This window comes from Cupriavidus sp. CER-90 (genome assembly GCF_057652055.1).
In genome coordinates this window covers 386,618-411,599 of sequence record NZ_JBYGYM010000001.1, presented here as the reverse complement: position 1 = coordinate 411,599, position 24,982 = coordinate 386,618, and the positions used below count along the sequence as shown (strand labels likewise).

The window sequence follows — 24,982 nt, the reverse complement described above, 5'->3', positions numbered from 1 at the left end:
GCGCGACACCGACAGCCATTTCGGTTGGCGCGGGGTAGCATAAGTCGCTTTGGCTTGTCGTAGCGCGCCATGCGGTCGTTGGCGCGCGCGCAGCCGCGATTTTCCTTCTATCCCGCCGGTATGCAACCGTCTTCCCTGCAACGCTTCCTGTTCGGCGCGATCCTTGTTCCGGTCTCGATGGCCGTGGTGTTCGGCATGGATGCGCTCACCCCGCTCGGGGTGGCGGCGTGGCTGTTCTACCTGGTGCCGGTCTGCCTGACCCTGTACGGCAATGACCCGAGGCTGCCGCTGATCGTCGCCGCCGCGGGCACGGTGCTGATCGGCATCGGCTACGCGGTGTCGCCTGCCAGCAGCATCCGGCCGATCTATGCCATCGCGAACCGGGGCGCGGGCGTGGTCGTGCTGTGGTTTCTGGCGGGGGTGGTGTATCGCTACATCCTGTCCCAGGCGGCCATGCAGCGCGTGGCGTGGCTGCAGCAGACGCAGGTGCGGGTGCACCAGGCCGTGCGCAATCCACAGTCGGCGGGCAATGTGGCCGATGCGCTGGTGCGCGTGCTGGCGCAGGCCTTCCAGGCGCACGTGGGCGTGGTGTACCAGGTGGATGGCGACCAGATGCGCCGCGTGGCCACCTGGGCGCTGGCCAACGCCGACGAACTGCCCCAGACGCTGACGGCGGGGCAGACGCTGGCCGGCCAGGCGGCGGCGGAAAACCGCGTGATCGCGGTGGGCGGCCTGCCGGCCGACTATCTGCAGGTGTCCTCGGCCCTGGGCCGGACGACGCCAAACGAGATCGTGGCGGCGCCGCTGACGGCCGAAGGCGACGTGGTGGGCGTGGTGGAACTGGGCTTTGTCGCCATGCAGCGCGATACCGCCGACATCGTGGAACTGCTGGAACGCATTGGCGACCCGATCGGCATGACCCTGCGGGCCGCCGCCTACCGGGGCCGCCTGGAAAAGCTGCTCGGCGAAACCCAGCGCCAGAGCGAGGAACTGCAGGTCCAGCAGGAAGAACTGCGCGTATCGAACGAGGAACTGGAAGAGCGCGGCCGCGCGCTGATGGATTCGCAGGCGCGGCTCGAAGCCCAGCAGGCGGAGCTGGAACAGACCAACGTCCAGCTGGAAGAACACGCGCAACGGCTGGAAGGCCAGAAGCGGGAGATGCTGGCCTTCCAGGCCGAACTGGCCGCCAACGCCCGGGCGCTGGAGCGGTCCAACCAGTACAAGAGCGAATTCCTGGCCAATATGTCGCACGAACTGCGCACGCCGCTCAACAGTGCGCTGATCCTGGCCAAGCTGCTGCAGGAGAACAAGGAAGGCACGCTGACCCCCGAGCAGGTGCGCTATGCATCCACCATCCACGCGGCCAACACCGATCTGCTGAACCTGATCAACGATATCCTCGACCTGTCCAAGATCGAGGCCGGCCATCTGGTGATCGAGCATGAAACGGTCGAACTGAAGGCGCTGACCGAGGCGCTGCAGGGCATGTTCGGGCCGATCGCCGAGCAGAAGGGCGTGCCGTTCCGCGTCGAATTCCTGCCCGGCGTGCCCGATGCCATTGTGTCCGACAACCAGCGTCTGCAGCAGGTGCTGAAGAACCTGCTGTCGAACGCGTTCAAGTTCACGGAATCGGGCGCGGTCACGCTGGCGCTGGCCGCGCAGGGTGACGACGCGGTGCGCTTCGAGGTGCGCGACACCGGCATCGGCATTCCGAAAGACAAGCAGCAGGTCATTTTCGAGGCGTTCCAGCAGGCCGACGGCACCACCAGCCGCCGCTATGGCGGCACGGGCCTGGGCCTGTCGATCTCGCGCGAGCTGGGCCGCCTTCTGGGCGGCGTGATCTCGGTGGCCAGCGAACCGGGCCAGGGCAGCGTGTTTGCATTGACCGTGCCGCGCCTGCTCGGCGCGGACTCCGCCACGCAGGCTGGCCTGATGACGCAGCCGGCCAGCGCCCCGGCGCCGCTGGTGATGGCCCCGCCATCGCGCGCGGTGCCGCCAGCGCCGGCGCCGGCGCAAGAGCCCATGGAGCGCGTGCAGCCGGGCTATCCGGCACCGATTCCCGACGACCGCGACCATCGCACGCGCGGCAACCGGCTGATCCTGGTGGTCGAGGACGATATCGACTTCGCCGGCATTCTCTACGACCTGGCCCACGAGCTCGATTTCGACTGCATCCACGCCACCACGTCGGCGCAGGGCCTGGAACTGGCGCGCCAGCATCAGCCATGCGGCATCCTGCTGGACGTGGCGCTGCCCGACCAGTCGGGCCTGACGCTGCTCGACTGGCTCAAGCGCGACCCCGCCACGCGGCATATCCCGACGCATCTGGTATCGGTCAGCGATCATGCCGAAGCGGCGCTGCACCTGGGCGCGGTGGGCTACACGTTCAAGCCCAGCGAGCGCGACAAGCTGGCGGCGGCGATCCGGGGCCTGGAGGCACGCATGGCGGCCGGTCAGCGCCGGGTGCTGGTGATCGAGGACGACCCGGCGCTGCGCGAGAGCATTCGCGCACTGCTGAAATCGCTGGAGGCCGAGATCGTGACCACCGACAGCGTGGCAGCGGCCACGACGGCGCTGGCGGGCACGCCGTTCGACTGCGTGGTGATGGACATGGTATTGCCCGACGGCACCGGCCACGACCTGCTGGCCCATATGGCGCAGCGGGCGCAGGCCAATGCCGGCGCCATGCCGCCCGTGATCATCTATACGGGGCGGCAGCTGTCGGCCGAGGACGAACAGAAGCTGCGCCGGTATTCGAAGTCGATCATCATCAAGGGGGCCCGTTCGCCCGACCGGCTGCTCGACGAAGTGACGCTGTTCCTGCACAGCGTGGAGTCGTCGCTGCCGCCGGAACACCAGCGCATGCTGCGGGCGGCCCGCAACCGCGACGACACGTTCGACGGCCGCAAACTGCTGCTGGTGGAAGACGACGCGCGCAATATCTTCGCGCTGTCGAAGGTCATCGAACCGCTGGGCGCCACCGTGGAGATCGCCCGCAGCGGGCGCGAGGCGCTTGATCTGCTGAACCGGATGGACGGCATCGACCTGGTGCTGATGGACATCATGATGCCCGAGATGGATGGCATCACGGCCATGCGGCACATCCGCCAGATGCCGCAGTACGCGCGCCTGCCGATCATCGCGCTCACCGCCAAGGCCATGCAGTCCGACCGCGAGGCCTGCCTGCAGGCCGGCGCCAACGACTACATCGCCAAGCCGATCGATGTGGACAAACTGCTTTCGCTGTGTCGCGTATGGCTACACGCAAACTGAAACCAAAGGACGCGGAACCGCTGGCCGACGCCGCGTGGGAAGACGGCACGGTGCTGCTCGACGCCAACTTCGACATCGAGCTGGAGCTGCTGCTGGAGGCCATCTTCCGCAAATACCAGCATGACTTCCGGCGCTATGCGCGGGCGTCGCTGCGGCGCCGGCTGGAGCAGGCGTTGCGGGACCTGAACCTGAGCACGCTGTCGCAACTGCAGGACCGCATGCTGCGCGATGCCGTGCTGTTCGGCCGGCTGCTGCAGTACCTGACGGTGCAGGTCAGCGAGATGTTCCGCGATCCGTCCTACTTCCGCGCGATTCGCGAGCACGTGGTGCCGGTGCTGCAGACCTATCCGTCGGTCAACGTCTGGGTGGCCGGCTGCAGCAGCGGGGAGGAACTGTGGTCGCTGGCCATCCTGTTCGAGGAAGAGGGCCTGGCGGAGCGCACCGTCTTCTATGCCACCGATATCAACCCCGAGGCCCTGGCCATCGCGCGCGCGGGGGTGTACGACGCCGGCCGGCTGCGCAGCTTCGGCGCCAATTATCTGGCGGCCGGCGGGCGGGCGTCGCTGTCGGACTACTATCACGCGGCCTATGGCAAGGCCAAGTTCAACGCGCAGCTGATCCGCCAGTCGGTGTTTGCGGATCACAGCCTGGCGACCGACAGCGTGTTCCAGGAAGCCCAGCTGATCTCGTGCCGCAATGTGCTGATCTATTTCGACCGGCCGCTGCAGGACCGCGCCATCGGCCTGTTTCGCGATGCGCTGGCGCGGCGCGGGTTCCTGGGGCTGGGCAGCAAGGAAAGCCTGCTGTTCAGCGCCCATGTGCAGGATTTCGAGGCGGTGTCGTCGCGCGAGCGGCTGTACCGCAAGCTCTGAGGCGCCATCATGCAAACCGCGACGCAACCGTGCAGGGGAGTGGTGATCGGTGGCTCGGCCGGCGCGCTGGAGGCACTGAACGCCGTGTTGCCGATGCTGCCCGCGCGCTTCATGCCGCCGGTCGTGGTCGTCATGCACCAGCTGGCGTCGAGCCCGAGCCTGCTGCCGGGACTGTTCGCCGTGCGTTGCGCGATGCCCGTGCACGAGGCCGAAGACAAGCTGACGGTCGAGCCAGGCCATCTCTACCTGGCGCCACCGGACTATCACCTGCTGCTGGAACGGGACCCCGACACGCCGGACAGCGTGCGGCTGGCCCTGTCGGTGGCGCCGCCCGTGCGGTTTTCGCGGCCCTCGATCGACGTGCTGTTCGAGTCGGCCGCCGTCGCGTGGCGGGAGGGCGCGCTGGGCGTGCTGCTGTCGGGCGCCAACGACGATGGTGCGCGCGGCCTGGCCGTGATTCGCGCGGCGGGCGGCCGCACCTGGGTGCAGTCGCCGGAATCCGCCATGGTGGAGACCATGCCGCAAGAGGCGATCGCGCGCGGCGCGGCCGACCACATACTGACCCTGGAAGCGATCGGCCACGGGTTGGCCCGCCTGACTGAATGACGCCTACCATGCAAGCTCCCGTGAAGATCCTCGCCGTCGACGACATTGCGGCCAACCTGACCGCGCTGGACGCCGTACTGGCCAAGCCGGGCATAGAGATCGTCCATGCCAATTCCGGCGCGCAGGCGCTGGAACTGCTGCTCGACCACGAATTCGGGCTGGCCATCCTGGACGTGCACATGCCCGAGATGGACGGCTTCGAACTGGCCGAACTGATGCGTGGCAGCAAGCGCACGAGCCAGATCCCGATCCTGTTCCTGACGGCTGCCGGGCATGACAGCCAGCGCGCGTTTCGCGGCTATGCGTCGGGTGCGGTGGATTTCCTGTTCAAGCCCGTGGATGCGCGTGTGCTGTCGGCCAAGGTCGATGTGTTCGTGCAACTGGCCCAGCAAAAGCAGCTACTGGCCGAGCAGCTGGAAACCGCCCAGCAGCTGCTGAAGACCAATGAAATGCTGATGGCCGTGCTGGCGCACGATCTGCGCACGCCGCTATCGGCCATCATCGCCTCGGCGTCGTTCCTGGGCCGCTTCGGGGGCGAGGAAAAGCTGAAGCCGGCCACGGACCGGATTGCCCGCAGCAGCCAGCGCATGGCGCGCATGGTGGACCAGCTGCTGCATGTGGCGCGGCTGCATGGCGGACGGGTCAGCCTGATGCCGCAGGCGGCGGATCTGGGCGCGATCTGCGCGGCCATCGTCGATGAATGCCAGGTGTCGCGCGGCGAGCTGCAGCTGGTGCTGGAGCAACTGGGCGATACCCGGGCCACGATCGATCCCGACCTGATTGCCCAGGTGGTGCAGAACCTGGTGGGCAATGCGCTGCAGCACGGCGATGCCGGCGCGCCGGTGACCGTGCGCGTGGACGGTACGGCCCCGGACCGCGTGACGGTGGCGGTGTCCAACGGCGGCACCATCGATGCCCGCGTGCTGCCCCATATCTTCGACGCCTTCCATTCGGGGATGGGCGCGACGGCCGCCGCCACTGGCGGCAGCCATTCCGAAGGGCTGGGCCTCGGGCTCTATATCGCCCGGGAACTGGCCATGCTGCACGGCGGCACCGTGGTGGCCGAATCGTCGCCCGCGCTTCGCACCACGGTATTTACGGTGACGCTGCCACGGGAATGCTGCCAGGCGCAGCGCGCCATCCAGCCCTGACGCCGCCGGATTGGAACCCGGGCCGGCACCCCCCGTCGCCTGCCGGTCAGCGGCGCCAGGGCGCCGCCCCGGCCGCCAGCCCGTAACGCGCCAGCGCCTGCGCGTGCAGCGCGGCGTCGACGGCATGCAGCGCGCTGGCGACGATATGGTGCCGGTCGATCTCGAAGAAGCGCCGCAGCGCGCCGCGCGTGTCGCTGCGGCCGAAGCCGTCGGTGCCCAGGGCGATATAGCGGGCCGGCACGTACGGCGCAATCAGCTGGGCGTAGGCGCGCACGTAATCGGTGGCGGCAATGACCGGGACCGTGCCGGCCAGGCAGCGCGCGACGTGGCTGGTGGTGTCGGCAGGGTCCGCGCCGGTGCCGAACATCTGCTGGCGTTCGCATTCGCGCGCATCGCGGGCCAGTTCCGGAAAGCTCGTGACGCTCCAGATTTCGCTGGCGATGTTCCAGTCCTGCGCCAGCAGGTCGGCGGCGGCGATGACCTCGCGCAGGATCGGGCCCGATCCCAGCAGCCGCACGCGGGCGGCGCCGTCGCCGCGCGTGCCGAAGCGGTACATGCCGCGCACCACGTCGGCGTGTGCCGAGGCAGGCAGGGGCGGGTGCGCGTAGTTCTCGTTGTTGACCGTGATGTAGTAGAACTCGTCGCGCTGCTGCTCCAGCATCGCGCGTGCGCCGTGGTCGATGATGATTGCGGCCTCGCCGATGAATGCCGGGTCATAGGCGCGGCAGTTCGGCACCGTTGCGGCCACCAGCTGGCTGCTGCCGTCCTGGTGCTGCAGGCCCTCGCCGGAAAGCGTGGTGCGGCCGGCCGTGGCACCGATCAGGAAACCGCGGGCGCGTTGATCGGCGGCGGCCCAGATCATGTCGCCGACGCGCTGAAAGCCGAACATCGAGTAGTAGATATAGAACGGCAGCATCGGCTCGCCGCTGACGCTGTACGACGTGGCCGCCGCCGTCCACGACGCCATCGCACCGGCCTCGGTGATGCCTTCCTCCAGTAGCTGGCCGTCGCGGCTTTCCTTGTAATAGAGCATCGAGCCGGCGTCCTCCGGCTCGTAGAGCTGGCCCTGCGGCGCGTAGATGCCGATCTGCCGGAACAGGTTGGCCATGCCGAAGGTGCGCGCTTCATCGGCCACGATCGGCACGATGCGCGGGCCGAGCGTGCGGTCTTTTATCAGGTTGGTGAACAGACGCACCACACCCGTGGTGGTCGATACCTCGCGTCCGTCGGGCGCCAGGGCGAAGCCGGCGTAGCTGTCGAGCGGCGGCACCGGCAAGGCCGGCGCGGTGGCGGTGCGCCGGGGCAGGTGCCCGCCCAGCGCGGCCCGACGCTCGCGCAGGTAGGCCATTTCGGGGCTGTTGTCGGCTGGCTTGTAGAACTGCATCGATTCGAGCGCGGCGTCGTCGATGGGCAGCGCAAAGCGGTGGCGGAACGCGCGCAGGGCTTCGATGTCGAGCTTCTTCTGCTGGTGGGCGGTCATGCGCGATTCGCCGGCATTGCCCATGCCGTAGCCCTTCTTGGTCTTGGCCAGGATCACGGTGGGCTGGCCGGGATGATGGGCGGCGGCATGATAGGCCGCATGGAGCTTGCGCAGGTCGTGGCCGCCACGACGCAGGCCGTCGATATCGGCCGCGCTCATGCCCGCCACCAGCGCCTTCAGTTCCGGGTCCTGGTGGAAGAAGTGCGACAGGTTGTAGTCGCCGTCCTTGGCGCCCAGGTTCTGGTACTCGCCATCGACCATGGCCGCAAAACGCTTGAGCAGCGCGTGGCGGGTATCGCGAGCAAACAGGGCGTCCCATTCCGAGCCCCAGATCACCTTGATGACGTTCCAGCCGGCGCCGCTGAACAGTGCTTCGAGCTCGTTGATGACCTGGCCGTTGCCGCGCACCGGGCCATCGAGCCGTTGCAGGTTGCAGTTGATCACGAACGTCAGGTTGTCCAGGCCTTCGCGGGCGGCCAGCGACAAGGCGGCCAGCGATTCGGGCTCGTCCATCTCGCCATCGCCAAACACCCCCCAGACGCGCCGGCCAGCCGTGGCGGCAATGCCGCGATGCGCGAGGTAGCGCAGGAATCGCGCCTGGTAGATGGCGCTGATCGGGCCGATGCCCATCGAGCCGGTGGGAAACTGCCAGAAATCGGGCATCAGCCACGGATGCGGGTACGAGCACAGGCCGCCGCCATCGACTTCCTGCCGGTAGCGGCTCAGCTGCGCCTCGGAAAGGCGGCCCTCCAGGAACGCGCGCGCATAGACGCCGGGGGCCGAATGCGGCTGGAAGAAGACCAGATCGCCCTTGCGCTCCGGCGTATCGGCGCGAAAGAAATGCTGGAAGCCCACTTCGAAGATCTCGGCGGCCGACGCGTAGCTGGCCAGATGGCCGCCCAGTTCGCCGTACGCCTTGTTGGCGCGGACCACCATCGCCAGCGCATTCCAGCGCAGGATGGCCGTCAGCCGCTGTTCGATGGCCAGGTTGCCAGGGTAGGGCGGCTGCGCCTGCGGCGCAATGGTGTTCTGGTAGGCGGAGTACGGGTGCGGGCGGGTGTCCAGGCCCAGATGGGCGGCATGCTGGCCAAGCCGTTCCAGCACGAAGCCCGCGCGCCGCGGCCCCGCCGCCGACACGATGCCGCTCAGGGCGTCCATCCATTCCTGTGTTTCCAGCGGATCGATATCGCCATCGATCTGCAGTGGCTGAAGTGGTTCGGCGCGGCCCATGATCGGTCTCCGGATGCGAATGCCCTTGTGGTGACATCGATTTTAGGGGCCGGGCCGGAACAGAACGTCCCGGAATGCGCGGTGGAAACGGAGCATGACGGCATGATGTGCTGCTATCCCTTCCATCTCCAACATAATCATCTGGAGAATGGAAAAGTGGCAGGCGAGGCGGCCAAGGATGGGTATCCGTGGCAGATTGCGATTGCGTTCGTCATGACGGCGACCTATAGTTATCCGTCCGGCTAACTATTTAGGAGACGCAACAATGAAGCTCACCGTACAAACCACCGTCGCCGCCCCGATCGACAACGTGTGGCGCGCCTACACCACGCCCGAGGACATCAAGCAGTGGAATGCTGCGTCCGATGACTGGCACACCACGGCCGCGTCGGTCGACCTGCGCGTTGGCGGCGCGTTTTCGTCGCGGATGGAGGCCAAGGACGGCAGCATGGGCTTCGATTTCGCGGGTACCTACACCGAGATCGTGCCGAACCGGCGCATCGTGTACGCCTTTGGCGATCGGAACGCCGAGGTCGATTTTGCCGATAGCCCGCAAGGCGTGACGGTGCGCGTGAGCTTCGACCCGGAGTCGGAATACCCGGTGGAACAACAGCAGCAGGGCTGGCAGAGCATTCTCGACAATTTCAAACGGTACGTCGAAGCCAGGTAGCCGGCGGCATCCGGTCCGGTCCGATGCGCGTCGAAGCATGGTGTGCGCCCCCGTGTTGCCGGACCGGCTGCGCGATCTGTATCCGCTTGTATCGCCGTGGCCAGGCGATACATGACGATCCAAAAAGGTGCATCGATCGACATTTAACGCCTGCATTCCGTTTCTAGACTGCGATGGTTCATTCACGCCCGCTACGGTTTCCGTCAGGAAACAGGCGGCGCCAACCAGGAGAACCATTGATGTCGCACGCATTGACCCAAGATTTCCCGACGGCTCGCCGGACCGTTGCCGCTGCGGCCGCACTGGCGGCCCTCGCTTTCGCCGGATACCTGCAGCCCGCCAGGGGCGCGGACGTTGCCCCCAAGGCGAAGGCCGCCGCCACACAGGCCAACGCCGACGAGAGCATCCGTCCCTTCCATGTGCATGTGCCGCAGGCCCAGCTGGACGACCTGCGCCGCCGCATCGCAGCCACGCGCTGGCCCGACAAGGAAACCGTCAGCGACGATTCCCAGGGCATCCAGACCGCCCGTGTGCAGGAACTGGTCAAGTATTGGGGCACCCAGTACGACTGGCGCAAGGCCGAGGCGCAGCTCAATGCGCTGCCGCAGTTCGTGACGAAGATCGATGGGCTGGACATCCATTTCATCCACGTGAAGTCGCGCCATCCGAACGCGCTGCCGCTGATCCTGACCCACGGCTGGCCGGGCTCGGTGTTCGAGTTCACCAAGACCATCGGGCCGCTGACCGACCCCACCGCGTATGGTGGCCGCGCCGAAGACGCGTTCGACGTGATCATTCCGTCGATTCCCGGCTACGGGTTCTCCGGGCGGCCGGCCGAACTGGGCTGGGGTCCGGATCGCACGGCGCGTGCCTGGGACACCCTGATGAAGCGGCTGGGCTATACGCACTACGTGTCGCAGGGCGGTGACCACGGATCGGTCATTTCCGACGCGCTCGCCCGCCAGGCGCCGCCGGGACTCCAGGCCATCCACCTGAACATGCCGGCCACGGTGCCGGGCCCGCTGATGAAGTCGATCCTGGCCGGCGATGCGGCGCCCTCCGAGCTGACCGATCCGGAACGCAAGGCCTACCAGTCGCTGAGCCGCTTCTTCGGCCGCAATGCCGCCTATGGCGCGATGATGGTGACGCGTCCGCAAACCATCGGCTATTCGCTGTCGGACTCGCCGGCGGGCCTGGCGTCGTTCACGTACGAGAAGATCGCCGAATGGAGCGACAGTGGCGGCGTGCCCGAGCGCGTGCTGTCGCGCGATGCCATCCTGAACGACATCACGCTCTACTGGTTGACCAATACCGGCGCATCGTCGTCGCGCTTCTACTGGGAGAACAACAACAACAACTTCAGCGCCGAGACGCAGAAGACGCGCGATATCAAGGTGCCGGTGGCCATCAGCGTGTTCCCGCACGAGATCTACCAGGCGCCGGAAAGCTGGAGCAAGCAGGCATACCCGTCGCTGTACTACTACCACGCGGTGGCCAAGGGGGGGCATTTCGCGGCGTGGGAACAGCCGCAGCTGTTTGCGGAAGAACTGCGGGCGGCGTTCAGATCGGTGCGGTAAAGCGATCTGGCGCCGGTTTGACCCGCTTTTGGCCCGGCCTTCTGGCTGGGCTTTCTTGTGGGCGTGGCCTAGCGGCGCTGGGCCAGCCAGATGCCGGCGCCAATGCAGACCAGGCCGGCGGCGTGATACCAATGCGGGGAATCGCCCAGCAGCACAGTTGACAGCACGGCGGCAAACAGCGGTGTCAGCGTGATGAAAAACACCGGCAGCTGGGCGCCGGCGCGCGCAATGGCGCGATCCCACGCAAAGTACGCCAGCAACGACGGCACGGTGCCCACATAGAGCAGGATCCAGCCGACCTTGCTGCTCCATTGCAAAGGCTGGCTCAGGGTGCCGATCTCCCACGCCGCCAACGGGACGCTCGCGATCACGCCGGCTACGATCTGCGCGAACAGCAACACCTGCAGCGGCAGGTCCGGCCGATGCTTGCGGAGCAGCCAGGTATAGACGCTCCAGGCTATCGTTGCGGCCAGCATGAACAGATCGCCCGCGACGAACGCCATCTGGGCCAGCCGGGCCGGCTCGCCACGCATCAATACGAACGACACGCCCACCAGGCACAGCAGGGCGCCTGCCACGTGCCACGTCCGCAGTCGTTCCCGGAAGAAGCAGGCTCCGATAATCAGCAGGAAGAGCGGCGTCGAGGCGCCGATCAGCGTGACGTTGATTGGCGTGGAGGTGGTCAGCGCCAGGTACTGGAACGCGTTGTAGCTGGCGATCGACAGTACGCCCATGGTGACCAGCATGCCCGTGTGCCGCCACAGCGCCGCCCGATGGGCAACCACGCCTGGCCACGCGTAGGGCGCCAGCAGCAGGCCCGCGATGAGCCAGCGCACGAGATTCAGCGTGATCGGCGGTACGCTGCCCGCTGCCAGGCGCCCGACAATCGCATTCCCGGCCCAGGCCAGTGGCGGAAACGTCAGCAGGAACAGCGTGGTGGAATCGATGCGGGTTGTTTTCATGGGAATACTGGCGCGGCGGCACGATGCGGGCCGCGTTGCCAGCCGGGCAGGCGATATATCTTGTTGGGTGGGGTGCGTGTGCTGCGATGGCCGCTGGGCGATTGTACCGGCTGGCGGTACATCGGCGCATCGACACGTTGGCGCGAAGGAGGGCGGGGACGTCGCTGGCGGGTCCGGCCGAACCTACACCGGGCTTCGGCTCAGATCGTCGCAGGTGGGTATGGCGTCAAGGACGATGCCCTGCGCGGATGTGGGGCGCGCCGTCCGGAATCGGGCGCGCCGCCATGGATGCGCTGTGGCTACGACTTCTTCTGATTCGCCGTGGCGCGCGCGGCGGCAATCGCCGTATCCCGTTCCTTGGCTGCCGCCGCCTTGGCCTCGTTGTAGACCTTCTTCGCCTCGGCGACCTTGGTGTCGTATGTCTTGCGTGCGGCCGCGATTTCCTGCCGCATATGGACAATCTCGTCGCTGGGTGGCTGGGCTTTGGCCCCGCTTGCCGATTGCGCCATGGCGGGCAAGGCGGACAGGGCAAGGATGGCGCTGGTCAGAATGACGATGGGCTTCATGCTTGGGCTCCAGGGTAAGGTCTGCTCACGGTAGTCCGATCAAGCCGCGTGTTCCATTGGACCAAGGTCCTATGATCACCGGGCCGGGTTGCCCGCTCGTCGAGACAATCAGGGCGCGCCTTGCCTGCATCGCTGGCGTTTCCCGTGGACATCTGCCAAGATTGCGCCCCCCCCTGACCACCGCCGCCGACGACGCATCGCTTCACCATGGCTTCCAACAAGGCACATCACGCCACCGGATGGGCGGCGGCTGTTATCGCCGTTGCCGTCATCGCCAGGCACGGCGGAGACGGGTGGTATTGGGCGGGCGTGCTCGGCTTCGTGGCCGCGTTGTGCGGCAGCACCGCGCCCGACTGGCTGGAAGTGGCCTGGTGGTCCAGGTCGCGGCGCCTTTGGATTACCCACCGGTCCTGGACGCATTGGGGCGTCGCATGGGTCGGTCTTCTGGTGGGGTCCTGGCACGCGCTGGGCACGCATGCGCTGGCTGCGCCGGCATTCGGCTTCGCCTGCGGCGGTGTCATGCACCTGCTGGCCGACTGGCCCAATCCGTTGGGCGTGCCGTGGATCGCCGGGCGCCATTCGCTGAACTGGTGGAAAAGCGGGCGCTGCGACCTGTTTGTCGTTGCGGCCTCCTGGCTGATCGCCTTTCTAGTTTCCGACGATCTGTGGTTTTACGGGCAGCATAGCGTGGCGCTGCTCCACCATTTGCGCACGGCCACGATGCGCTTTTGACGGCGTTTGGGTTCCGGACAAGGTGCATGGCATGATCATGGCTTTCTTGGAGGCACTACGATAATGCTGGTCGACGTCTCCAGCTTCACCCCGTGGGCTTCGCTTGCGGGCGGCGTGCTGATTGGTATCGCCGCCACGGTCCTGCTGCTTTTTAACCGCCGTATCGCCGAGCTTGTGGAGCGGGCCCGCGCGCGAAGCTAGCCGTGCGGGAAATATCCGCGCATCACGAAACCGAATATTCTGAATAATCAGAATCTGTTTGATATTCCCGTATCGCCGACGGATCGCGAAGATATCTGCAGGTGGGAATGGCTGCGCGTAAGTGACAAGAAGATGTTTATCTGACGTTTAAAAACGATTCACTTCACCTGGTGATCTGCCAATCTTATTCTCCACGAAGCCCCAATATCCGTGCGGCGAGTGATGGAAGTCTGGACAGAAACCAAAATGAAAATCCTGCGTGATTCCCGTCGCCGCGCAATGCGGCGGAGCCTCCTTTTCGCAGCGATGGCCGGCGATGCGATATCGCTGGGGTTACCGGGAACCGCGGCGGCGGCTCAGCTCATCGTCAATACGCCGGTCACGGCGAACAACACCACATACGCCAGCGCCACCAGTTCGGGCCGTGGCAGTTCCGCGATCTATGTCAGGGGGCCGGGGCAATTGACGGGCTCGAATCTGACCGCGACCACCAATACATCGAGCGCCTCCGCGATTGCCGCAGAAGCTGGCGGAATTGCTACGCTGTCTGGTGGCTTGCTGGGATCCACCTTTCCAGGCCCGCTTTCCTACACGGTGTTGGCACGCGATACCGGTTCATCGATCACGCTCAACGACGTCGCGGTGATCAGCACGACATCGTCCGCCCTGGTCGGCGCCAATGCCGGCCGCATCGCACTGAATGGGGGCAGCGTGACACTGAACCGCGCCAGCGGCTCCGATCCCGCAATGGCCGTGCTGGCGCAGGGCAACGCAACGGTCACGACGCAGGATACGAACATCACTGTCACCGGCGACCAGCTGCGCGGTGCTTCCTCGCTGAGTTCGACGGTGAACCTGACCGGCGGCACGGTGGCGGTGAATGGCGCCAACTCGTTCGGGCTGTATGCAGACAGATTGAGTGCCGGTGGCCCCACCGGCGACGTGCTGACCGCCAGCGGCGTCCGAATCACCACGGCCGGCGCAGGCTCGACGGCCGTCCAGTTGCTGACCGGCGCGGGCGCCACGCTGCGCGACATGGATATCGCCACGACGGGCGCCGATGCCATTGGCATCCACGCCGGGCTGGGCGCGGCCGTCAATGTCAATGGCACGCTGAAGATATTGACCCAGGGTGACCGCGCGTACGGCGCCGACGCGGGCGGGTTGTTGAACGGCAAGCCGTCGACTCTGAGCCTGGGCATCACAGGCACGATCGATACCGCCGGCGTCCAGGCGCACGGCCTGCTGGCTCGTGAGGGCGGGGTGGTGTCCCTGAACGGCGGCAGTGTCACCACACGCGGCGCCGATGCCGCTGCCATCGCCGCGCGGGCTTCGACTGTCAGCGTCACGGGGGCCAGCCTGACGAGCAATGCGGGCATCGGGGCGCTGGTCGTGGGCAACAGCACGGTCGGGCTCACAAATACCGCGCTCACGGCGGCGCAGCACGGTGTCAGCATCGTGGCGCAATCGGGACTGATTGCCGCGCTGCCGCCGGAAGTGCCCGACGGTGCGACGGCGGCGGTGACGGCCGAGCCGCCCGCGGCGCCGGCTTCCAACGTCGTGACCGTCCAGGGCGGCAGCATTCGCGCAGGCGGCGACCTGTTTCGTGTCGAGGGGACGTCGGCCAGTATCACGCTGTCCGGAGGCGTGCTGGGCAGCGCCGGCAGCGGCCTGTTGCTGAACGCGCTGAGATCCGGCACGAGCGGCAGCCGGGTCAGCTTCGTCATGGACGGCACCAGCCTGACCGGTGACATCACCGCCGACGCCGCGAGCGTCGTCACGGCCAATCTGCAGAACAGCGCGGTGCTGACCGGCAAGATCGATCCAGTCAGCTTGACCATTGACGGCACCAGCCGCTGGAACATGACCGCAAATTCCCAGCTCACAAACCTTGGCATGGCAAGCGGCGCGCTGGTGCAGTTCCAGCCGCCCGCTGCCGGCGCGTTCAAGACGCTGAGCATCCAGGGGGCGCTCAGCGGCAACGGCACGATTGGACTGAATACGGTGCTGGCTGGCGATGGCGCCGCCAGCGACAGGATTGTGATCAACGGCGGCACCGCGGCAGGCACCACTGGCCTGCGGATTGCCAACGCGGGTGGCGCCGGCGCCGTGACCACCGCCAATGGCATACAGGTGGTGGACGCCGTGAACGGGGGCACCACCGCCGCGACCGCCTTCGCGCTGGACGGCCGTGCCGTGGCTGGCGCCTACGAATACCGCCTGTTCCGTGGCGCGGCCGACGGGTCGAGTGCCGATGCGTGGTATCTGCGTTCGGAGCAGACATCGCCCAATCCGCCCACGCCACCGGACCCGCCCGCGCCGCCGGGCCCGCCGACGCCGCTTTACCGGCCGGAAGTCTCGGCCTATCTGGCCAATCAGCACCTTGCAGGCCAGATGTTCGTCCATAGCCTGCACGATCGGCTCGGTGAGCCGCAGTATGTGGAAGGGCAGGGCTTCGATCCCGGTCAGGACAAGCCGCGTGCTGGATGGCTGCGGGTGGTGGGTAACTGGCAGGGCAGCAAAAGCGCCAATGGCATCTTCAAGGCCAGCACCAATTCCTTCCTGATGCACGGGGGCGCCGAGCTTGCCAAATGGCAGGTCTTCAGTGGCGCCGACCGCGCTCACGTCGGGCTGATGGGCAGCTACGGCTATGCCAACACCAACGCCACGGCCCAGGGCAATCCGTTCAGCGCCAAGGGAACCGTCGAAGGGTGGGGCGTGGGCGGCTACGGCACCTGGTATCAGAACGACGAACACAAGCTTGGCGCCTATGTCGACACGTGGTTCCAGTACGGCTGGTTCACCAACCACGTCGATGGCCAGCAATTGCCATCGGTGCGGTACAACGCCCAGGGCTGGGCGGTCTCCGGCGAAACGGGCTACGCCATGCCGCTGCGCAACGACTGGGTGATCGAGCCGCAAGGCCAGGTTGTCTATGTCGGCTATAGCGAATCGGACATCACCGAGCCCGGGGGCACGCGCGTGACGGGCGCCAACTCCCACGGCTGGATCACACGCCTTGGCGCCCGCCTGCATCGCACGTTCCTGCGCCCGGACGACCGCAAGCTTCAGCCGTATCTGACGCTGAACTGGTGGCATACCAGTGTGACCAGCAGCATATCGTTCAACGACTTGCCATTGGGCAGCATGTACCCGTCGAATCGCTACGAGGTCAAGCTCGGCCTCAATGCCGATCTGGGCAAGCGCTGGACGGGCTGGACCAACGTGTCAGGTGCCTGGGGTGCACAGAGCTTTTACCAGTATGCGGTGCGGGTCGGGGTCAAGTATGCGTGGTAAGGCGGGTTGTCGAGCACGGCCGGTCATCAACCGCGCTGACCTCCGATGTCGGCCAACCATCAGTTTGTGGTGGTGACGACCACATTTCCGCGCCGGCCCAGCACACTGACCATGACGCTTCGGGCGGCACGCTTGAGCAGAACATCTGCCGATTCGCTGCCAAGCGTCAGTCCATACAGCGCCACCTCGTCCATGAAATCAGGAAGACGCGGATGACGAAACTTGATCTCGCCGGCGGCTAGATCGAAATCGAGTCCCAGGCAGGACTGCAACAATGACAGTGGCGTCGCAGCAGCCCAGGCCTGGGGACTGCATGCCACCGGATATAGCGTCGGCCCGCGATTGCGCCGACGCGCGAACCCACAAAAGAGCTCGGGCAATCGGCGCAGGTCAATATGCGTCGCCGCCGAAAATAGGCCGTCGAAGATGCCCAAGGCCGCGTCATGTATGCCGTAGCGCGCGAACCCGGCGGCGACGATGGCGTTGTCGTGGGGCCATACCGATCCGTTGTGGTAGCTCATGGGGTTGTAGCGGGCCTCTGTCGCGGCGACGGTGCGCACACCCCAGCCGGAGAACGACGCGCTTCCCATCAGTGCGGCCGCAACGGACTCGGCGCGTTCCGGCAAGGCGATGCCGGTGTATAGCGCGTGGCCCGCGTTGGAGCTCTGCACGCGGCAAGGCTGCTTGTCACCATCGAGCGCCAATGCGTAGGTGCCCAGTTCGGGATCGAAGAACGCCCGGTCGAATCGCGCGCGCAGATCGTGCGCCTTCGCCTCCAGCGCCGCGGCGCGCTCGCCATGCCCCAGGCGGCGCGCGATGCCGGCGGCGGCCTTCCACGCCCCATAGACATACGCCTGGACTTCCACAAGGGCAATGGGCCCTTGTGCGAGCGTGCCGTCCTTGTGAAAGATCGAATCGCGGCTGTCCTTCCACCCTTGATTCAGCAGCCCATCGGACGAATACCGGCCGTACTCCACAAAGCCGTCGCCGTCCCGGTCGCCGTAGTCGTCGATCCACTGAAGCGCCGCTTCAATATGCGGCCACAGCTCCCTTATCGTTGCTTCGTCGTGGGTGCGGTCCATATAGGCACCGGCCAGCATGACGAACAGCGGCGTGGAATCGATACTGCCGTAGTAGCGCCGGAACGGCACTTCACCAAGATTGGCCATTTCGCCCTGGCGGCTTTCATGCAGGATTTTCCCGGGCTCCGCATCGGCCTCTGGGTCCAGGGTTGTGGCTTGATTCGCGGCCAGATAACGCAGCACACCGCGAGAAATGGCGGGGTCCAGCCAGAGTGTTTCCAGTGCCGTGATCAGTGCGTCGCGGCCGAAGAAGGTGCTGAACCAGGGAATGCCGGCATACGGATACGGGCCGTAGGACGTGCGGGTGCTCAGCATATAGAGATCCGAAATGCTGCGGCCCGTCGCCTCGTTGAATATGTCGTTCGATGTGACGATGCGTGCCGCACGGCTGGACAGCGTCTGCAGGGAACGACGCGCGGCGCGCAATGCCGTCGGAAACGCCCGACGCGGCGAACTGTCGTTCTGCCGGGTGCTGTCGCAGCAGATTTCGATATACAGCAACTGGGTTTTCAGCGGGGGCAACTCCAGATCGAACACGGCCTCGTTCTCGCTCAGGCGCGTGGGAGGCGGGTCGAAGCGAAGATGTGTGGTGCGCTCGTATCCGTCCAGGCCGGTGTAGGCGAGCGTCGCCCCGTTCGTGCACATTTCCGTTGCCTGCATCTTGCCTCGCCTGACGCGGCGGGCGCCTCGCACCTCGAACAGGTCGGCGAAGTCCGCGGCAAAGGCCAGTTCGATCGCGATCCGCCGGGGTCGCTCGTCATAGTTTCTCAGGGCCAGACGTTCATAACATGTGCCGTCCCACAGGAATCTGGATCGACGCAGATGGATCAGATCGTGCGCCATCGCGAGCCGTCCATCGGCATCGAAGAGATCAGGATTCGTCAGATCGCAAGTGAGTGCGGCATTGTCGTCGCGCAGCACGGAACTGAGCAGTATCGGACACCAGCCGCCAAAGGTAAGGTGGAAGTGCGAGAGGTGACGGGTGTCCCGGTAGTACAGGCCGTCCGATCCACCTCCGCCCGATACGGCATCGCCGCGCTGATCGAATACCGCAAAGACGTCGCCATGTTTGAGCGTACGCGTGTGGCCTTCCCGCAGAGAGCGTGAGGCCGCGACGATGATGGGTGCGGCAGGGGCGGCGTCAGGGGTCTGATTGCCGCCGTCTTCCGGAGTATCTAGCATCGTTCGCCCTCCAAGATCAGGCCGCCAGGCCAGCGATTGCAGGTGGGGCCGGGAACGCCACCTGCCTGGCAGGTTCCGAGGCGTGTCTGGTGCCGTTATAGAGCGCAATGTAATCGTGCGCCATGCGCGTCGCGCTGAATCGCCGGACGAACCTGCGACGGACACCAGCGCGATCGATATCGCCGATGTGGCGGACAGCATCCACCGCGGCGTCCATGGAATCGACGATGAAGCCCGTCACGCCATCTTCCACCACTTCCGGCACCGAACCGCAACGGAAGGCGATGACCGGCGTGCCGCATGCCATGGATTCGATCATGGCCAGGCCGAAAGGCTCCGGCCAATCGATCGGGAACAGCAACGCGCGGGCTTCACCCAGAAACTTTGCTTTCTCGCGTTCCCCAATCTCGCCCAGGTATTCGACATTCCGGTGGCGCCTGATCAACGGGGCGATCGTGGTGTCCCAATAAGCGCGGTCGACCGCGTCCACCTTTGCGGCGATCTTGAGCGCCATGCCCGAGCGTACTGCAATCTCGATGGCGCTGTCGGGGCGTTTTTCCGGGGAGATCCGGCCAAGGAAAGCAAGGTAGCCGCCCCGTGCTACGGAATGAAACGCCAGCAAGCCTTCCGGTAACCCATGATAGACATTCCCGGCCCAAGCGACCGGCGGCATGGGCAGGCGCTGGGCCAGCGAGATGGACACCAGCGGCACATCGGAGAACGTCTCGTAGAACGGCTTGAGGTCAGGCAGATCGAGCCGGCCGTGGAGCGTGGTGACGGTGCGCTGGGATAAGCGCCGAACGAGCGGGAAATGCAGCATCTCGGTGTGAAAGTGCAGCACGTCGAATTCATCTGCCCGCCGGCACACCTCGTCGAGCATCATGATGTGATACGGCAACGGGTCACTGACGGCGGGGTTGGATCGAAGGGCATGGTCAACGCAACTCACGAGGCGGGCGGGTGTCGAGGAATCGCCACAGGCGAACAGCGTGACGTCGTGGCCCTGACGGACGAGTTCATCGGTAAGGTAGGCGACGACTCGCTCGGTGCCGCCGTACTGCTTGGGAGGGCAACATTCGTGCAGTGGGGCGATTTGTGCAATTCTCATTTCCGATGCGTCTCCCCATGCCTGCCGTCCAACTCACTGGGGTAAGGTCAGCAAACGGCATGCCGGCCCTGACGGCGACACCCCCGGCCACACGCACCACCAAAAAAGCAATCCCGACCAAGACAGAACTTCCTGTTTTGTAAAGCTGCCGAGACTCGCCATGCGCGGAGCCACCTGCCTTACGAAGAACGTCCGGGCGTCGGGAGTGGATCGCCAGTCATGCAGGAGGCCTGCGCGTGGCTACCGGGTGAACCGGTAATCGTGCGTGGGGTAAAGCTGCCAGTCGCCATTGCCGCACAACTCCAGCACCTCGTTGTGATACGGCAGCAGGGTGGGGCGGTGACTGACGCTGACGATCGTGGTCGGGCCGGTGACCAGCTGACTGTAGAGGCGGGTCTCATTGCCGATGTCCAGTGCGCTGGTCGCTTCGTCAAGCAAGGCGTAGCGCGGACGCACCAGCAGCAGCCGGGCGAATGCCAGGCGTTGCTGCTCGCCGAGCGACAGGACCTTGCCCCAATCCAGTTCCGCATCGAGCCCGCCGAACCGTTGCACCATGTCGGGCAGGTTGACCATATCGAGCAGCTTCAGAAGCTCGACGTCCGGTATCTGCCGCCCCGCGCAGGCGGGATAGAGCAACTGACAGCGAAGGTTGCCGACCGCCATGTAGGGACGCTGCGGCACGATCACCATCTGGTCCGCCTCAGGACGCACGATTCGGCCGCTGCCGCAATTCCACAGGCCGCTAATGGCACGCAATATCGAACTCTTGCCACCGCCACTGGGCCCCACGATCAGCAGGTTCCTGCCTGGCGCCACCGTTACGGTGAGGTCATTGAGCAAGGTGCGCTGGTAGTCGGGCGTATGCAGCGTCAGGTGCTCCAGCGACAGCGTGTTGCCCCGACGATGCTCGATGTGGCTGCCTGGTTTGCGGCGAACGATGCGCGTGGAGGCCAGCGAAGAGGCGAAAGTGGTCAGCCGGTCCACCCCCGCGAGGAAGCGGCTAAGGCTCTCGAAGTTATCAACGATGACCGTCAGTGCCGCCAGCACGGCGGCAAAGGCGCCGGCGGCCTGGATCGCACTGCCAACTTCGAGTTCGCCGTCCAGTACGCGATGGGCGACGATAACGCTGGGCAGCATCAGGGTCAGGAACGCATAGGCATACTGGAACAGGTAGAGATTCAGCTCCCAGCGGATCAGCTTGTTGAAGTTGGCGAACACATGCTGAAATCGGCTGCGCACATGATCGGATTCGTGCTGCTCGCCGCGATGGAAAGTAATCGATTCGGCATGCTCGCGCACACGGATCAGGCTGAAGCGGAAGTCGGCTTCGCACTTGAGCTGGTAGAAGTTCAGCCCGATCAGTACCTTGCCGAAGCACAGCACCGAGACCACCGTGCCACAGATGGCATAGAGTACAAGGAACGCCACCAATTCCCGCGATATCGACCACAGTACCTTGCTGAACCCGATCAGCTGCAGCACCGCGCCCAGCATCAAGAGCAGAAAGTACAGCGACTGTTGCGTGAAGGTGCTGATGTCTTCTGAAATACGCTGATCCGGGTTATCGATGGCCGTATTTGCATTCAGCGTATAGAAGGCGCAGCCGCCGAAATACTTGTCCAGATAGTGGTGCGTCATCCACGCTCGCCACTGGATGAACAGCTTGTGCCGCGTGTAGTAGTAAAAGGCATAGACAGGCACGGCGGCAATCAGGACGTAGACGAAGACCTTGATGGCGTCCCAGAACCGGTCGGCGTCCCTGGCAGCCAGTGCCGAGGCAAACTCGCCCGTTTGCCGGTTGAAGAGCACATTGGTCCACGTCTGGCCAAACAACAGGCACACCAGCATCGCCAGCAGCCCCCAAGCCTTCCACTTTTCCCGTGACAGCCAGTATGGCTTGGCGATGCTAAAGAAACGCTTCCACAGATTGCCATCGCGTGTAGACATAGCCATTTCGTCCCACAACGCCTATGGGAAGGGCTTGCGCGCCTCTACATAGGCCGTTAGCAATCGGGGGGACGCATTTCGCGTGCCATGGGAGAGGGTGCGGTGCAGCGGGCCGTCGGCAAGCAAGGTAGCGCGAATTCCGAGAATCCGCCATAGCGTATTGGGGGGGCGCAGGAAGGAGGCGAGGGCGCTGACATTCGCCCTCGCGGCGCTAACATTTTGGAGAAGTCACGGTTACGACTTGGCAACTCCCTCCGCAATGCCGCTTACAGCGGCTTCCAGTGTAATGCGTGACTTTTCGCGCCGGCTGCGCGCCAGTCGCTCTTCTCCGGTGCTTCGGTCGGACTCTCCGGCCAGGAATGCATGAATATCCGGCAGCCTAAAGATTGCTCCGCGGCTACCCCAGGTACCGTCGGCAATCTCTGTCGGAAAGACCCATACCCGCGATGCCACCTCGTCGAATGGTCGTCGCTCGGCCCGGGCCACCGCTTCCGTGACGGCCTTGACCAGAGCATGGCGTGACGCATCGGTGTATTGCCCTTCGGGCACCGAGGGAATAATCCGATAGCGGACGGCCTTCGAGCGTTCGCCGCCGACGTAAACCGCCGCCGGTCGGTGGAGATGCAGCACCGTCGCGGCCTGTGCAACCGGACTGTCCGGGTCATACCCTTCCGCTTTGATCAGGATGTCAGTCAGTTCTTTAATCAGGCGATCCTCTGCTTCCGGCGTCAAGGCATCTTGCGGCCACAGTGCGTCAATCATTGGCATGGTGCTAACCCCTCTTCAAGTGTGTCGATGCGCCAATCATGGGCCTTCTCCTCAAGGGGTGGAAGTGGCATTATTGCCATCATTCGAGGAATATCAGACACGCGAAAATGACCATGATCCGGATCTGGGTCTATGACGGAATTTTGGCATCCGGCGTCGCAGGACCCATTGACATCTTCAGCGCCGCCAATCACTTGAGCGCACGCGAAGGCCTCGATAGTCGCCAATCGGCGCCAAAGTTCACGTGGCGGGTGGAATCGTTGGATGGAGGGCCTGTGAAAGCTGCATCCGGGCAGAGCATTTCGGTGGACGGGAAAATCGATCCACGCAAGCCTGCAGACGCGATCCTGGTGACAGCCCCTTTCTTCGCCAACATGGAAAAGCTCATCGGCGGTTGGAAGGAGATAGATGCGCTGACATCCGCGCTTCGTCGCCAACACGAAGCAGGCGCGGTGCTGGCGGCATACTGCACCGGCAATTACCTGCTTGCGGAAGCTGGTTTGCTGGACGGCCGGGGTGCCACAACACACTGGGCCACTGTGGCGGATTTCGCGCGACGCTATCCTCGTGTTGCGCTTCGCGCCTCTGAAGTTGTGACTGCGCAAGATCGCATCGTCTCTGGCGGCTCTGTCACGTCTTACCTCAATCTCGGGGTGCGCCTGGTCGAAATGTTCGGCGGCGAGAGGCTTGCGGGGATGACCGCCAAAGCGCTACTGATTGATATGAACCGGACCTCTCAAGCTCCGTACACGAAGCTTGTCGAGGAACATGGGCATGCCGATCCGCTCGTCGCACGCGCTCAACGGCGCATGGAAGCGACCCTCCAAAATGGGTTTCGGCTCGGCGAGCTCGCCCAGTGGCTCGCTGTCAGCGAACGTACGCTTAACCGGCGCTTCAAACTTGCGACGGGCCTCGCGCCGTTGGAATATCTGCAGAATCTGCGCATCGAAGTCGCCAAACGGTTGCTGGAATCAAGGCCCATTCGCCTAGAGACGGTCAGTCAACGCGTCGGCTATGCTGACCTCAGCACCTTCCGACAGTTGTTCAAGCGCAAGACGGGTCTGTCGCCAAGCGAGTATCAAATGCGCTTTGCCGGCGGATCGATCACGGACATACAGAGCAACTAGTACGCCGTCCGGTGCGCGCGCGTCGCCGTTGAGGAAAGATCCGTGGTTGATATCAAAGGCGGGAAAGGATGTTTGCGGCGCCCTCCTGCGCTAGGCGCCGCTGGATCTTACTTGGCTGCGGTCTTAATCGGCGTGCCTGTGTAGCTAAGGGAAGGCAGTTCTTCTTTCGCTTTGTCCGGGGTCTCGAGTTCAAGCACGACACGGCCCGCCAGCAGACCAAGCGAAGGCGAGCTACGCACGTACTTCGTTTCACCGGCATCGAGCACGAAGCTGAGCGTCTTCTCGGTTTCCGTAGCTGCCGACGCAACGTACTTGCCAGCCGGACGATCCACGAAGAAGAAGCCACCGGGCTTCGATTCGCCCACTACTTCATTGTTCAGACGGATATCGGGCTGAATAGCTGCACCGAACATCGATGCGGACCGCAGAAAGTAGATTCGCCCTTCGCCCGCCTTCACGGTGGGAATGGATGCGGCCATCTCGCTATGCTTGACCCCGGAAGCGCAACCTGCCAACAGCGACGTAACGGCCATTGTGGCAATCAGCATGCGTGCAATCTGTTTCATTGAATTTCTCCTGTTGTAATTGGAACTGCCGTGGAAAGAGGGGAGTAGTTCTGCTCACCCGGAAGGTAGAAGCCGACAAGCCGTTTGTCATGAATAACGAGATACGCTTCATGTACCTGGCGGCCTTCGATCGTGAAGACCGTGCCTGCTGGCCGATACACCGCCCCCTGCGGCAACCGTCCTACAAGCCTCCAGATCGAGTTGCGGACCAGCGTTCGTGTGTAACCGGTATCGAGATGGAGTTCAGTGTTGGTCTCGAAACGGATGGCCGGCGCCGCTGCGCTATTCGTGAAAGGCAGTAGATCCGCTGGCGCGGATTGGATCATTGGGGCACAGCCGGTGAATGCCAGCAAAACAATCAACGAGAGTCGCTTTTTCATAGATTTGTTTTCGTTGGTGCGCCGGTGCGGGCGATCGCTTTGGACCGTGTCAGATAGTCAGCGTGCCGAGAAGATAACAAATAATCCCCCCGCGTAAAAGTCGCTGTGCTGCTTATTGCTAATGTGGTGTAGAGCACTGGTCTACTACCGACGCCCTTGCAAATCCTACTGCAGTAGGCTGAGGCTCCCCCAACCGAGGGGAGGA

At 64.8% G+C, this 24,982-nt stretch carries 19 protein-coding genes and 1 pseudogene; 11 read left to right on the top strand and 9 right to left on the bottom strand.

Annotated elements, in window-relative coordinates; translation table 11 throughout:
• Positions 1-120: 120 nt before the first annotated feature.
• The 4 genes from AC24R4_RS01805 to AC24R4_RS01790 are packed head-to-tail and all read left to right on the top strand — an operon-like array spanning position 121 to position 5,902.
• Entirely contained in the window at positions 121-3,273 is a 3,153-nt protein-coding gene (locus AC24R4_RS01805) for a response regulator (RefSeq protein ID WP_400394437.1), read from the top strand.
• Positions 3,255-4,145: a CheR family methyltransferase gene (locus tag AC24R4_RS01800; RefSeq protein WP_400394435.1), complete on the top strand. Its 891-nt coding sequence runs from the start codon at positions 3,255-3,257 to the stop codon at positions 4,143-4,145. Before AC24R4_RS01805 ends, AC24R4_RS01800 begins: the two co-directional genes overlap by 19 nt.
• A 9-nt stretch (positions 4,146-4,154) precedes the next feature.
• Positions 4,155-4,751, top strand: a complete 597-nt coding sequence (locus tag AC24R4_RS01795) for a chemotaxis protein CheB (protein WP_153947886.1) — start codon at positions 4,155-4,157, stop codon at positions 4,749-4,751.
• An 8-nt stretch (positions 4,752-4,759) separates the two neighbouring features.
• Entirely contained in the window at positions 4,760-5,902 is a 1,143-nt protein-coding gene (locus tag AC24R4_RS01790; RefSeq protein WP_400394433.1) for a hybrid sensor histidine kinase/response regulator, read from the top strand.
• 46 nt (positions 5,903-5,948) lie between these two features.
• On the opposite strand, the gene mdeB is transcribed toward AC24R4_RS01790, so the two are convergent.
• The gene (gene mdeB / locus AC24R4_RS01785) at positions 5,949-8,612 is read right to left on the bottom strand and encodes an alpha-ketoglutarate dehydrogenase (protein ID WP_487522081.1); all 2,664 of its coding nucleotides are present in this window, start codon (positions 8,610-8,612) and stop codon (positions 5,949-5,951) included.
• Between the two features lie 27 nt (positions 8,613-8,639).
• On the opposite strand from mdeB, the gene AC24R4_RS01780 reads away from it, so the two are divergent.
• The 3 genes from AC24R4_RS01780 (at position 8,640) to AC24R4_RS01770 (ending at position 10,859) form a co-directional block, all read left to right on the top strand.
• Positions 8,640-8,858, top strand: coding sequence for a hypothetical protein (locus AC24R4_RS01780; protein WP_487522080.1), 219 nt, complete (start codon positions 8,640-8,642; stop codon positions 8,856-8,858).
• A 19-nt stretch (positions 8,859-8,877) separates the two neighbouring features.
• Entirely contained in the window at positions 8,878-9,282 is a 405-nt protein-coding gene (locus AC24R4_RS01775; RefSeq protein ID WP_487522079.1) for an SRPBCC family protein, read from the top strand.
• Between the two features lie 239 nt (positions 9,283-9,521).
• Positions 9,522-10,859, top strand: a complete 1,338-nt coding sequence (locus AC24R4_RS01770) for an epoxide hydrolase family protein (protein WP_487522078.1) — start codon at positions 9,522-9,524, stop codon at positions 10,857-10,859.
• Between the two features lie 68 nt (positions 10,860-10,927).
• Here AC24R4_RS01770 and AC24R4_RS01765 read toward each other — a convergent pair whose 3' ends face one another.
• Together AC24R4_RS01765 and AC24R4_RS01760 are read right to left on the bottom strand one after the other, a co-directional pair.
• Positions 10,928-11,821: a DMT family transporter gene (locus AC24R4_RS01765; protein ID WP_487522077.1), complete on the bottom strand. Its 894-nt coding sequence runs from the start codon at positions 11,819-11,821 to the stop codon at positions 10,928-10,930.
• 299 nt (positions 11,822-12,120) lie between these two features.
• On the bottom strand, positions 12,121-12,387 hold the full coding sequence (locus AC24R4_RS01760; protein ID WP_487522076.1) for a hypothetical protein: 267 nt from the start codon (positions 12,385-12,387) through the stop codon (positions 12,121-12,123).
• A 207-nt stretch (positions 12,388-12,594) separates the two neighbouring features.
• Here AC24R4_RS01760 and AC24R4_RS01755 point away from each other — a divergent pair, with 207 nt between their 5' ends.
• The 3 genes and pseudogenes from AC24R4_RS01755 (at position 12,595) to AC24R4_RS01745 (ending at position 16,617) form a co-directional block, all read left to right on the top strand.
• The gene (locus AC24R4_RS01755) at positions 12,595-13,119 is read left to right on the top strand and encodes a metal-dependent hydrolase (RefSeq protein ID WP_487522075.1); all 525 of its coding nucleotides are present in this window, start codon (positions 12,595-12,597) and stop codon (positions 13,117-13,119) included.
• A gap of 63 nt (positions 13,120-13,182) precedes the next feature.
• Positions 13,183-13,287: pseudogene (locus AC24R4_RS01750) on the top strand (YeeE/YedE family protein); the annotation flags it as partial.
• Between the two features lie 588 nt (positions 13,288-13,875).
• Entirely contained in the window at positions 13,876-16,617 is a 2,742-nt protein-coding gene (locus AC24R4_RS01745; protein WP_487522074.1) for an autotransporter family protein, read from the top strand.
• Positions 16,618-16,676: 59 nt separating this feature from the next.
• Here the strand turns inward: AC24R4_RS01745 and AC24R4_RS01740 are convergent, their stop codons facing one another.
• From AC24R4_RS01740 to AC24R4_RS01725, 4 genes are all read right to left on the bottom strand, one after another.
• On the bottom strand, positions 16,677-18,881 hold the full coding sequence (locus tag AC24R4_RS01740) for an amylo-alpha-1,6-glucosidase (protein WP_487522073.1): 2,205 nt from the start codon (positions 18,879-18,881) through the stop codon (positions 16,677-16,679).
• Between the two features lie 16 nt (positions 18,882-18,897).
• Positions 18,898-19,989 carry a glycosyltransferase family 4 protein gene (locus tag AC24R4_RS01735; RefSeq protein ID WP_487522072.1) on the bottom strand — a complete coding sequence of 364 codons (1,092 nt, stop codon included), beginning with the start codon at positions 19,987-19,989 and terminating at the stop codon, positions 18,898-18,900.
• A gap of 240 nt (positions 19,990-20,229) precedes the next feature.
• On the bottom strand, positions 20,230-21,942 hold the full coding sequence (locus AC24R4_RS01730) for an ABC transporter ATP-binding protein/permease (protein WP_487522966.1): 1,713 nt from the start codon (positions 21,940-21,942) through the stop codon (positions 20,230-20,232).
• Between the two features lie 228 nt (positions 21,943-22,170).
• Positions 22,171-22,704 (bottom strand): tautomerase family protein, encoded by a 534-nt coding sequence (locus AC24R4_RS01725; RefSeq protein ID WP_487522071.1) that lies wholly within the window; start codon positions 22,702-22,704, stop codon positions 22,171-22,173.
• Positions 22,705-22,811: 107 nt separating this feature from the next.
• On the opposite strand from AC24R4_RS01725, the gene AC24R4_RS01720 reads away from it, so the two are divergent.
• Positions 22,812-23,831, top strand: coding sequence for a GlxA family transcriptional regulator (locus AC24R4_RS01720; protein WP_487522070.1), 1,020 nt, complete (start codon positions 22,812-22,814; stop codon positions 23,829-23,831).
• 107 nt (positions 23,832-23,938) lie between these two features.
• Here the strand turns inward: AC24R4_RS01720 and AC24R4_RS01715 are convergent, their stop codons facing one another.
• Together AC24R4_RS01715 and AC24R4_RS01710 are read right to left on the bottom strand one after the other, a co-directional pair.
• The gene (locus tag AC24R4_RS01715) at positions 23,939-24,397 is read right to left on the bottom strand and encodes a DUF2846 domain-containing protein (RefSeq protein ID WP_487522069.1); all 459 of its coding nucleotides are present in this window, start codon (positions 24,395-24,397) and stop codon (positions 23,939-23,941) included.
• Complete coding sequence (locus AC24R4_RS01710; RefSeq protein ID WP_487522068.1) at positions 24,394-24,777, bottom strand: hypothetical protein; 384 nt, start codon at positions 24,775-24,777, stop codon at positions 24,394-24,396. Before AC24R4_RS01710 ends, AC24R4_RS01715 begins: the two co-directional genes overlap by 4 nt.
• Between the last annotated feature and the right edge of the window lie 205 nt (positions 24,778-24,982).

Excerpts from the sequence above, each read along its gene's own strand:
- AC24R4_RS01805 (WP_400394437.1), top strand. The coding sequence starts at position 121 with ATGCAACCGTCTTCCCTGCAACGCTTCCTGTTCGGCGCGATCCTTGTT.
- AC24R4_RS01800 (WP_400394435.1), top strand. The coding sequence starts at position 3,255 with ATGGCTACACGCAAACTGAAACCAAAGGACGCGGAACCGCTGGCCGAC.
- AC24R4_RS01795 (WP_153947886.1), top strand. The coding sequence starts at position 4,155 with ATGCAAACCGCGACGCAACCGTGCAGGGGAGTGGTGATCGGTGGCTCG.
- AC24R4_RS01790 (WP_400394433.1), top strand. The coding sequence starts at position 4,760 with ATGCAAGCTCCCGTGAAGATCCTCGCCGTCGACGACATTGCGGCCAAC.
- mdeB (WP_487522081.1), bottom strand. The coding sequence starts at position 8,612 with ATGGGCCGCGCCGAACCACTTCAGCCACTGCAGATCGATGGCGATATC.
- AC24R4_RS01775 (WP_487522079.1), top strand. The coding sequence starts at position 8,878 with ATGAAGCTCACCGTACAAACCACCGTCGCCGCCCCGATCGACAACGTG.
- AC24R4_RS01770 (WP_487522078.1), top strand. The coding sequence starts at position 9,522 with ATGTCGCACGCATTGACCCAAGATTTCCCGACGGCTCGCCGGACCGTT.
- AC24R4_RS01765 (WP_487522077.1), bottom strand. The coding sequence starts at position 11,821 with ATGAAAACAACCCGCATCGATTCCACCACGCTGTTCCTGCTGACGTTT.
- AC24R4_RS01760 (WP_487522076.1), bottom strand. The coding sequence starts at position 12,387 with ATGAAGCCCATCGTCATTCTGACCAGCGCCATCCTTGCCCTGTCCGCC.
- AC24R4_RS01755 (WP_487522075.1), top strand. The coding sequence starts at position 12,595 with ATGGCTTCCAACAAGGCACATCACGCCACCGGATGGGCGGCGGCTGTT.
- AC24R4_RS01740 (WP_487522073.1), bottom strand. The coding sequence starts at position 18,881 with ATGCTAGATACTCCGGAAGACGGCGGCAATCAGACCCCTGACGCCGCC.
- AC24R4_RS01735 (WP_487522072.1), bottom strand. The coding sequence starts at position 19,989 with ATGAGAATTGCACAAATCGCCCCACTGCACGAATGTTGCCCTCCCAAG.
- AC24R4_RS01730 (WP_487522966.1), bottom strand. The coding sequence starts at position 21,942 with ATGGCTATGTCTACACGCGATGGCAATCTGTGGAAGCGTTTCTTTAGC.
- AC24R4_RS01725 (WP_487522071.1), bottom strand. The coding sequence starts at position 22,704 with ATGCCAATGATTGACGCACTGTGGCCGCAAGATGCCTTGACGCCGGAA.
- AC24R4_RS01720 (WP_487522070.1), top strand. The coding sequence starts at position 22,812 with ATGACCATGATCCGGATCTGGGTCTATGACGGAATTTTGGCATCCGGC.
- AC24R4_RS01715 (WP_487522069.1), bottom strand. The coding sequence starts at position 24,397 with ATGAAACAGATTGCACGCATGCTGATTGCCACAATGGCCGTTACGTCG.
- AC24R4_RS01710 (WP_487522068.1), bottom strand. The coding sequence starts at position 24,777 with ATGAAAAAGCGACTCTCGTTGATTGTTTTGCTGGCATTCACCGGCTGT.